The following is a 9451-nucleotide window of genomic DNA, read 5'->3' on the forward strand; positions in this document are numbered from 1 at the left end:
GAAGAGTTTATAACTGCTTTTGATAAATGGTGTGATAAATGGAAAGAGTTCCTAAATGAACGAACTCTCCTAATCTCGGGTAAGACAACTTATACACACAGAAGACTGAGAACGGCAAGACGTTCTATTAAGACACATCTGCCATGGCTCTATACGTGTGAGGAGCATCCGGATATACAAATACCTAATACAACAAACCTGTTGGAAGGATTTAACTCACAACTTAAAAGAGCACTACATAATCATAATGGATTGAATGAAGCTAACAAAAAGAAGTTTATAGATGGGCTCATAAATACAAAAAAGTAGGCTGGAATAACCAGCCTACCAAATGTCCATTACTAAAACCCGAGAGGTTTTCAGCCTACCAAATGTCCATTACGCCAAGATTTTATTGACAGGTCGCCTAATAAGCCCATTTACCTATTGAATCTTTTGGATATGCTCTATGCATCTGAAACGGCGACAAGCAAGATTATTACTTCAATTCTAAATTATCAGGTAAATCATGAGTTTGTCTTGTGCCGAATGTTTATCAACTATTTCCTCGTACCAAAGGGCTTTAATATGCAATGGTTCTCATCTCCATGCATCACAGCTGAAACGGATAGAATTGATATTTGCATTCAAGAGAAAGGGAAATACGCCATCATCATTGAGAATAAACTAAAAGGTGCTCGTTTTCAACGAAACCAAATTGCAAGATATATTGGGAAAATGAGGCGGGAAGGTTTTAAAGATGAACAAATATTTGTCATCATATTACCGGGGTACATTGACTCAAAGCTATTCGACCACATCAACCAATCTGTATGGCGATTACCATCTGATTGGGATAGTCCTAATCAAGAGCGAGATTGTAGATGGAAATCAGATGCCGTAAGTTGCCAATGTGATGGTGATAAAGATAGGACTTGTGAGGGCTGCGAAATAGACTTACGCCGGAAGTTTGCACCTCGTACACTAATTCTCGACAAATCATTCCCCGACTGGTTGGAGGATTGCTGCCTACCTATATTAGAAAAAAGAGAACAGGTATTAGCGTCTGCGATTGTACAGTTCACAGACTACGTAAGAGGAATATATAACAACAGAATAAATAATAAATTAAACATGGAAATAGTAGATTTTTTACGTAAGGAACTTTTAAAAGATGAGTCCTCATCATTGGCAGGCCAAGCTAAACTCATTGAGGCAAAGCAAGCTGAACTTGAAGTATTAAAGGAGGGACTCGAAAAACTCCGCCACTCGGTATATACTGATTTGATAAAGCAATGGTATGAGAATCTCAAACGCACATGGGGAGAACAATTAATCTATAATACAGATTCGTTTTACCTTGAATTTAATCATATACAATGCGGTTGTTGGATTGGTAACAGACCTTACTGGGGCTTTAAGAGCGATACGCCTAACGATGATAAATTAAAAGAAATGGTTAAGACTATCATGGAGAGATGTGGAATTATAGAAGGCCAATACCGTGTCGAAAACGAATGGCTCGCATGGGATTACACAGATAAAGGCGACAAACAATGTGCGCAGTTCTATCATGCTGCAAAAGAACTCGGATATTTGGAATAAAAAGATTTCTTTCATTATGGAATGGAGTTATGCCCACCAATGGCATAGCTCCATTTTATTTTTGCACCATCACAAAAGAATAGTATACAACAAAAATAAATTTTAAAACAATGAGTAACTTTCTTCCATCTTCGGCTGCGATCAAGCAAATGCTATTAAAGATTTATACTTGCAAAGAGCCTTTTGAATTATACGTGGTTGACCGCAAATTCAAACGGAGGCTCGGAACATATTTTGTCGAAAAGCAAAAGATTAATATCTATGCTAAAGGCATGGATGGCCACATAATCATGGAGGTTGCCATTCATGAATATGCACACCACATTCACCACACGGAACAATATACATGGGACGTACGAAGGAAAGATCGGTCGCATGGTGAAAAGTTTTGGCGCATTTACTCTGCACTCATGGCAAAAGCCATTTGCAAAGATATTTTCAAAGATGATTTGATTTGCGATATCATCACTCAATAGTATTAATTTTACTTTTAAATTTTACTATGCCCATAATTGCCACACCCTGTATCTATCTTTGCAGCGACAAACATAAGTTAAATAAAAAAAATAAAGAAAATGAAAACAATAATTGATGATGAGTTCTTACGCTGTATGATGACGGCCGAAGCTTGGAAAGAGATCTCCGAAGAAATTAGTTGGACAGAACCGCTTTTAGAGAAGTACCAAGACAAAATTGATTGGGAAGCGATTTCCGGAAATAGCGACATCTTGTGGACAATACCTATGCTGACGAAGTTTAAAAGACAAATCCATTGGGACACACTCTCAAGTGCTTTAAGTGAAAAGTGTGCCACAATGCCCCTACTAAGGGCCTTTAAACAGCAATGGGACTGGCGTAAACTATCTATGAATAGTGCTATAAAGCTCACGGATGAATTCTTAGAAACATTTGAAGATTACATTGATTGGAGTGAAGTTATTGATCGCTGGGATGATGAACGTTTAAAATTTAAGCCTTTTGAATTCTATGAACAATGGCAAACATTCATACCTATAGCAAAGTTGCAAGATTCAAGACTATGGGACTACATGGTTGCAATAGAGAAAATAAAAATCATGGAGGATATGATACAATAGCCAAACTATGAAATTAATATAGGATTTTTTAATAGCAGCAGATAGTAAAAGAACTAAATGTTGCTATTTCTTGTTTGTAATATCATTCTGAAATAGAGGAATGGTGAAGCCTAACACTGTTCCCCATTGTTTTATTAGCTATCAAACGATAGCAGGAGCGCTGAGAATAACAATCATATTAGTGAATAAAGTGTGCGTCTTTATGATGCAATACATCACACATTACAGAGAAAAGCAATACACATGGATGAATTAGCTCATGGCGCAGACATTGCGCTTCTATAATTATGCAACTAAAGATGCCGCCCTCTTCACAGAGTGCGGCATCAATCTCAATAGGTATTAGCTTCTTTAAGGTAAAAAGATTGTATTCAGGATAACACTTGCAAAGTTAGGGCATTTTTCTATACCTAACAAATCTTTTTTTATGTTTATAAACATGTTTTGGGCATAAATGGCACTTTTTCATGTATTTCTTACTCTATCAGAATGTTTTTAACTCAAAAATAACATATAAAAATGAAAAAGGCTGCATAAGATTTCCGCAAGCATCATATCCTAATCAATCGGCATTCATTATCCATTTGATTATCAGTTTTTGTGGCAAAACATTGATTGAAATGCAAAAAGCATGCAAATGCCATTAGCTCTTGATAGCTGCATTTGCATGCCTTGAGTACAATCGTATTAGAAAACTTCTAAAACGATATCCTTTAAAACTTATATCCCATGGTCAACAATAACTGATGCCGCTTGTTATTAACCTGCGTTGGATTTGCAATATTATCTTCCACAGAAGGGGCAGAACCCTCATGATAATCCATGAATGGATAGAAAGTGCCGTTTTGTTGATTATATTGATAAGCCAAATCAATATTGAATCGCCAAACATTCCACCCCAAACCGAAAGTAAAGCGATTGGTGTCTTTCCAATTCACATAACTCGTTGAACTGGCATAATAAGTGCCCGGCGAATTAAGGCTCCCATCCTTCACTGCCGCATCTTTATATAAAGCACTGAGATAATTATAGCCAGCACGCAAAGAGAAATGGTCGGTGATTCTCGCCTCTGCACCCAACTTTAACGTATGCTGTCCTTTCAAAGCATCCTCCGTATGATTATTCATCGCGCGATCGTTGTGACTGCTCTCGTAATAGGTTCCATAATACCAATCGTATGTTCCACCATCTTTAATGCGTGTCTGCATAGCATTGTAAGCTGCATATTCATAAGTTGCACCCAAAGCTATTCTATCAGCAAGTGTTGTTCCCGCACTTAAACCAAATTTCCAAGGTGTATTGACACGGAAATCGTAAGTTTCTCCCACATTTGGGCGTGCAGTTCCATCCGTCAACACTGTATAATTGCTGGTTGTTAAATCATACCAAACAGGCGTATGGATATAAGCACCTAAACGGAAAGGACTTTCTGCCATAGGACGAACGATTGCACCTAACTTCACATCGAAGCCCGTTCCTGTAATTTCCCTACTATCATTGAGCGTTAAACCTGGAATGTTATTTGCATTGGGGACAAAATTCTCCGTGTATTCTGCATAACCTTTATAGTGTACATCATGAATCCCCATCGTGAGACCTAAATAAACACGATCATTTAAGTTTGCACTAAGGTTCATGTCATATTCACCAATATATCCCTTATTTTCCTGATTATAAAGATAGCCCGTCGCAGGGAAATTATAGTATTTCTTTGTTCTATTATCATAGAGCAAGTTATCCATATAGAGCGCATCCAGTTGGCTATAGGTCAAATCTTTCCTTTCTTTGAATACCTGATTACGATACTTCTGATACGTTAACTTATTCTGCGAAGCATTGTTCAGCGTGTTCGCTGCGTTGAGCAACTGGTCGAAGTTGCGACTCTTGTGGTAGTTAAAACCAATATTGATTGAAGCATTGGGAGTCTTACTTAGATTAAAGACCACTCCAATTTGGTCAAAACTCATATTGGTTTTGCTGAGCGAGTTAAACTTGTTCATGCCCGTTTGATTCACTAAGCCAAACGAGAGGTCGGCTTTCCCTTTGCGGAACAATCCTAAACCAGCAGGGTTCGTACCAATCGTAGAGAGGTCTGCACCTAAAGCTTCCATCGCACCACCCATTCCAACATAGCGAGCTGTTCCATTGAGGTCATTGTCTATAAGCTTTGTATTCTCATAGGTTTCCTGCGCCACCGCAACAAAGCTGGTGAACGCTAAAGAAGCCACCGTTAAATATATTCTTTTCATCATTGCCTAATTTATTTTGTTTACAAATGTTTAGCGACGGTTACCAAAGGTTCCACCTGAATGGAATCCACCACCGCCAGTACTTCCTCCTCCAAAAGAACCGCCGGAATGGACACCACTACCAAAGGTTGAACTGCCACCACCAAAGCTGCCTGAATTGAAAGAACGCGTTGGTGCTTGATAACTACCTTGCGAAGGGTTGTTATTATAAGAACGGGAAGGTATGCGCTCGGTAGCGTAGTCAGCATCACGATTGTCATAAGTTGCCCGCGAACCACCAAAAGTTGAATTAGAATTACCTACTCGAACGCGAGAATTGCCAAAGGTAGCACTACGAGAACTGGGCACTGTAGCGCGAGAGCCACCGAAGGTTCCTGATGGGAAAGCAGAAGATGCACCATCATAACTATGATTGCGCGTGCCCACAGGGCGACTATAGCTCACATAATAACTACCGCCATAATAGGGATAGCCATAATAAGGATAACCATAGTAGCGTGGTCCGTACCAGCCTGCATAACCATAATAAGGTACTCCATAGTAGCCGCCATAATAGCCATCAAACCATGGATCGAACCAAGGGTCGTAATAACCACCATACCAACCAAAATTCCAACGCGAGCCATAGTTCCAATAAGAACCGTAATTCCAATAAGGACCATAACCCCATGCGTAACGAGCATACCATGGATCGTAGAAACCATCCCAACGGCTCATGCGCTGGCTGTAACGGAAATCATCTTCATCGAGCACTCTGTCGTAGTATTTTCCAACAAAGGTTGTGTCCATATAAGTCGAGTCGGGATAAACTCCCCACCCTTTCTGCAATTGAATGATATCATTTCCTTTTTTATCCTTTCCGACAACTTGATAATGACTCCAATATTTTCCACGACGATTATACTCGTCGACATTGCGATTGCTACCCGAGTAGCTACGCGTATCTACTTGTTCACTACGATCTCTCACAACCTTTTTAGGCTTGAAATAAAGATCATCGTCTTGTGCAACCATTGTAAACGGCAGCAACCCCAAGCTAATTGATAGAAGTATAAACTTTTTCATATCCTTGTTTGTTTTAAGACTTTCCATTTTTCTGTTAGCAAAAATACGATAACTTACGCTGCAAATATACGGTTTTTCCCTAAGTAGGGGTGGGGTTTTCCCTAATTTTTATATATTTGCACTACAAATTAACAATGATATGAAATACTTAGAAATAGACTTTTTCATTGACATTGATGCCGCGCTGCTGGATGATGCGCGCGCCTTGTTGGCCGAAGCTGCGGGCGAAGCCGGTTGCGAATCGTTTGAAGATAGCGAGCAGGGGCTGAAGGCCTATGTGCAAGTGGGTTTATGGGATGAAGCGTCGTTGCAACAGGAGCTTGCTAGTTTTGCTTTCCCTGAGGCACACATTCGTTACACCATTCGCGAGGCTGAAGATAAAGATTGGAATGCCGAGTGGGAAGCAAACGGATTTGAACCGATTGAGGTTGACGGGAAATTAGCCATCTGCGATGCGAAGAACGCGAGCATAACAACGGAAGAGAAAACCAAGATGCACATTTTGATTGATGCAAAATTGGCATTTGGGACAGGCACGCACGAAACAACACAAATGATTGTCTCCATCCTGCTGCGAATGGAGTTATCAGGAAAGCGAGTGTTGGATTGTGGTTGTGGAACAGGCATCTTGGGCATCGTTGCGTCTAAATTGGGGGCAGCACATGTGGTGGGCTATGATATTGACGAATGGAGTGTGAAGAATGCGCTGCACAACGCCGAGCTTAATGAGGTTAGGAACATGGAGGTTCGTCATGGCAACGCGCAAGTGTTGCAATCCATCGACGGTACATTTGACGTGGTGTTGGCCAACATCAATCGCAACATACTTTTGTGCGATTTACCTGCCTTTGCGCGGCTCATGCACCCTGAAAGTATGCTCATTTTGAGCGGTTTTTACACCGAAGATGTGCCTCTGCTCACAGAAAAGGCACAATCCTTGAGCCTGACAAAGACCGAACAAAGACAAAACGGAGACTGGTGCAGTTTGGTATTCCGAAAAGGATAGTGCCCGAAAAACAGCATGCCTTTGCCGCCTTGCTGGAACTCCAGCAAGCTCAAAAAATCAAAAAGACGGCCTGCTGGAACTCCAGCAAGCCCAAAAAATCAAAAAACGGCCCTGCTGGAACTCCAGCAAGCGCAAAAAATCAAAAAGACAGGCTGCTGGAAATCCAGCAAGCTCAAAAAAACAAAAAACGGCCCTGCTGGAACTCCAGCAAGCCCGAAAAATCAAAAAGATGCCCTGCTGGAACTCCAGCAAGCGCAAAAAATCAAAAAGACGGCCTGCTGGAACTCCAGCAAGCCTTCGCGCATAGAAAGCGCTGCAGCACTTTGAACACAATCATAAAAAAACGCACGAACTTAAAAGCTCGTGCGTTTTTTTATGATTCTCACGCGGTGAAGCCTATTCTTCAACCACGCTAAAGTCGCTCTTTGTTACGCCACAAACGGGGCAAACCCAATCTTCAGGGATATCCTCGAAAGCGGTTCCTGCTGCGATACCACTATCGGGATCGCCTACTGCGGGGTCGTAAATGTACCCGCAAACGTCACATACATACTTCTTCATAATTGTTTTTGTTTTAAAATTAAACTTCTATTTTGTTTTCAGTGCAAAATCTTTACCATATTCTCGGCATGCTGCCAAGGCCGCCTCGTCGGGCACCCACAGCATTTTAATGCCATCGTTCACCAACTCAAAGCCAGCTTCTACAAGATGCTCGCTAATCATTTTGGGGGCATCCCCACTCCATCCGTAAGAACCGAATGCGGCGGCCTTTTTGTTTTTCAGTTTCAAACCACGGGTCATCTCTAAAATGCCTGCAATGGCATAGGAGAAACCATAGTTGATGGTGGGCGAGCCAACCAATACGGCTTTCGAATGAAACAGCTCGGTGAGAATATCGTTTTTATCTTCTTTTGCCGCGTTAAAGAGCTTCACAGTCACTTCTTTATCGGCTTCGAGAATGCCCTCGGCAATGGCTTCGGCCATCTTGCGCGTAGCATTCCACATGGTGTCGTAGACCAATGTGATTTGATTTTCCTGATAGCCCTGCGACCATTCCAAATACTTATCAATGATTTGCTGTGGATTCTTTTTCCACATCACACCGTGGCTGGGGCAAATCATCTTCAGCGGAAGGTTCATGCCCATCAATTCTTTCACCTTGCGGTTAGCCATGGGGCTATACATATTGATGATGTTGGCATAATATTTCTCGGCCTCCCACATCAGGTCGTCTTGCTTCACGAGGTCGTTATAGAGCGACTCGGTAGCGAAATGCTGCCCAAAAACGTCGTTGGAGAACAATATCTCGTCGCCCGATAGATAGGTCATCATCGTGTCGGGCCAGTGCAACATCGGTGCTTCAATAAACGTAAGTGTCTGGCGACCGAGGCTCAAGGTGTCGCCCGTTTTCACGTTTACAAAGTTCCAGTCCTGATGATAGTGCCCACGCAAAATAGCCTCACCCTTCTTGGTGCAATAGATGGGCGTTCCGGGAATTTCACGCAACAACTCGGGCAGCGCCCCACTGTGATCAACTTCATTATGTTGCATCACAATATAATCAATCTGCTTGAGGTCGATTTCACGTTTCAGCCGTGCCACAAACTCCTTGTCAAAAGGCTGCCAAACGGTATCGAGCAGCGCCACCTTCTCATCGCGCACAAGATATGCGTTGTAACTTGAACCATGCTCGGTAGAATATTCATCACCATGGAACTTAACCAGTTCCCAATCGATTTTTCCTACCCACGTTACACTGTCTGTTATTTTTTTTGCCATAAACTTAATTGCTGATTACGTTATCGTGGGCAAAGATAGCAATAAAAATTGAGTTCTTTACGCATGGAATATCCTTTTTTCGATAGACCTTATTTATGGTCATATTGATAAAACCGAATGAGCTGCAAAATGATGCTTCGCGGGAGAAGGTCGCCATCGTAGCCTACAAGACGGATAAAACGGGTAGTGTCTAAAAAAGTGTGTAAGCTCGACATAATTCTTATCTTTGCATTAAGTAATAAAAAACAACAAGAATATGGAACTTACACAAGGACAAATTTCGGAAATTATTTCGAATTACACAAGTAGCAGTGAAGGTTTTGTCACGCTTCAATCGTTGATTATGAATTCTTTGATGGCCCATGAGCGCGAATTATTCGTCAAAGCGAATAAAAATGAGCAATGCAATGGCTTTCGTCCTCGTCGTTGGTATTGTAAGGGCTATACGTTCGTCTTGCGCATTCCACGTAGCCGTAGCGGCAATTTCTATCCCGTACTTTTAGGGATTATTCGTAGCGAATGTGAAGAGCGTGCTGCCTTGGTTTATCAACTTTATACCAAGGGACTTACCACCGAGCAGATTAGTGAGGTGATAGAGACGGTTTATGGTCGGGCTTATAGCAAACAGCAAATCTCTTACTTGGCCAACAGTTGTCGGGAAGACGTTGAAG

At 41.6% G+C, this 9451-nt stretch carries 11 protein-coding genes and 1 pseudogene; 7 read left to right on the forward strand and 5 right to left on the reverse strand.

Features of this window, described 5'->3' with window-relative positions:
• From HMPREF9431_RS13385 to HMPREF9431_RS03225, 4 genes and pseudogenes are all read left to right on the forward strand, one after another.
• A pseudogene (locus HMPREF9431_RS13385) lies at positions 1–309 on the forward strand (IS256 family transposase, variant Zn-binding type); the annotation flags it as partial.
• 132 nt (positions 310–441) lie between these two features.
• Positions 442–1584, forward strand: a complete 1143-nt coding sequence (locus HMPREF9431_RS03215; protein WP_004379665.1) for a PD-(D/E)XK nuclease family protein — start codon at positions 442–444, stop codon at positions 1582–1584.
• A 110-nt stretch (positions 1585–1694) separates the two neighbouring features.
• On the forward strand, positions 1695–2060 hold the full coding sequence (locus HMPREF9431_RS03220; protein WP_004379666.1) for a hypothetical protein: 366 nt from the start codon (positions 1695–1697) through the stop codon (positions 2058–2060).
• Between the two features lie 99 nt (positions 2061–2159).
• Positions 2160–2681 carry a hypothetical protein gene (locus tag HMPREF9431_RS03225; RefSeq protein WP_004379668.1) on the forward strand — a complete coding sequence of 174 codons (522 nt, stop codon included), beginning with the start codon at positions 2160–2162 and terminating at the stop codon, positions 2679–2681.
• 713 nt (positions 2682–3394) lie between these two features.
• Here the strand turns inward: HMPREF9431_RS03225 and HMPREF9431_RS03230 are convergent.
• Together HMPREF9431_RS03230 and HMPREF9431_RS03235 are read right to left on the reverse strand one after the other, a co-directional pair.
• Positions 3395–4930, reverse strand: coding sequence for an OmpP1/FadL family transporter (locus HMPREF9431_RS03230; RefSeq protein ID WP_004379671.1), 1536 nt, complete (start codon positions 4928–4930; stop codon positions 3395–3397).
• Between the two features lie 30 nt (positions 4931–4960).
• Positions 4961–5995, reverse strand: coding sequence for a hypothetical protein (locus HMPREF9431_RS03235; protein WP_004379672.1), 1035 nt, complete (start codon positions 5993–5995; stop codon positions 4961–4963).
• Positions 5996–6134: 139 nt separating this feature from the next.
• On the opposite strand from HMPREF9431_RS03235, the gene prmA reads away from it, so the two are divergent.
• Together prmA and HMPREF9431_RS03245 are read left to right on the forward strand one after the other, a co-directional pair.
• Positions 6135–7001 carry a 50S ribosomal protein L11 methyltransferase gene (prmA, locus tag HMPREF9431_RS03240; protein ID WP_004379673.1) on the forward strand — a complete coding sequence of 289 codons (867 nt, stop codon included), beginning with the start codon at positions 6135–6137 and terminating at the stop codon, positions 6999–7001.
• Positions 7001–7417 carry a hypothetical protein gene (locus HMPREF9431_RS03245; protein WP_155812925.1) on the forward strand — a complete coding sequence of 139 codons (417 nt, stop codon included), beginning with the start codon at positions 7001–7003 and terminating at the stop codon, positions 7415–7417. Before prmA ends, HMPREF9431_RS03245 begins: the two co-directional genes overlap by 1 nt.
• On the opposite strand, the gene rd is transcribed toward HMPREF9431_RS03245, so the two are convergent.
• From rd to HMPREF9431_RS13615, 3 genes are all read right to left on the reverse strand, one after another.
• Positions 7398–7562: a rubredoxin gene (gene rd, locus HMPREF9431_RS13390; protein ID WP_004379674.1), complete on the reverse strand. Its 165-nt coding sequence runs from the start codon at positions 7560–7562 to the stop codon at positions 7398–7400. The genes HMPREF9431_RS03245 and rd overlap by 20 nt on opposite strands.
• Positions 7563–7589: 27 nt before the next feature.
• A complete protein-coding gene (locus HMPREF9431_RS03255) occupies positions 7590–8780 on the reverse strand; it encodes an anaerobic nitric oxide reductase flavorubredoxin (RefSeq protein ID WP_004379675.1) in 1191 nt (396 codons plus the stop codon).
• Positions 8781–8869: 89 nt separating this feature from the next.
• Entirely contained in the window at positions 8870–8995 is a 126-nt protein-coding gene (locus HMPREF9431_RS13615) for a hypothetical protein (protein ID WP_004379676.1), read from the reverse strand.
• Between the two features lie 41 nt (positions 8996–9036).
• Here HMPREF9431_RS13615 and HMPREF9431_RS03260 point away from each other — a divergent pair.
• Positions 9037–9451, forward strand: a 415-nt coding sequence (locus HMPREF9431_RS03260) for a transposase (RefSeq protein ID WP_004379677.1), incomplete at its 3' end; no start/stop codon positions are given.

It is taken from the genome of Segatella oulorum F0390 (assembly GCF_000224615.1).
GTDB classification, from domain to species: domain Bacteria; phylum Bacteroidota; class Bacteroidia; order Bacteroidales; family Bacteroidaceae; genus Prevotella; species Prevotella oulorum.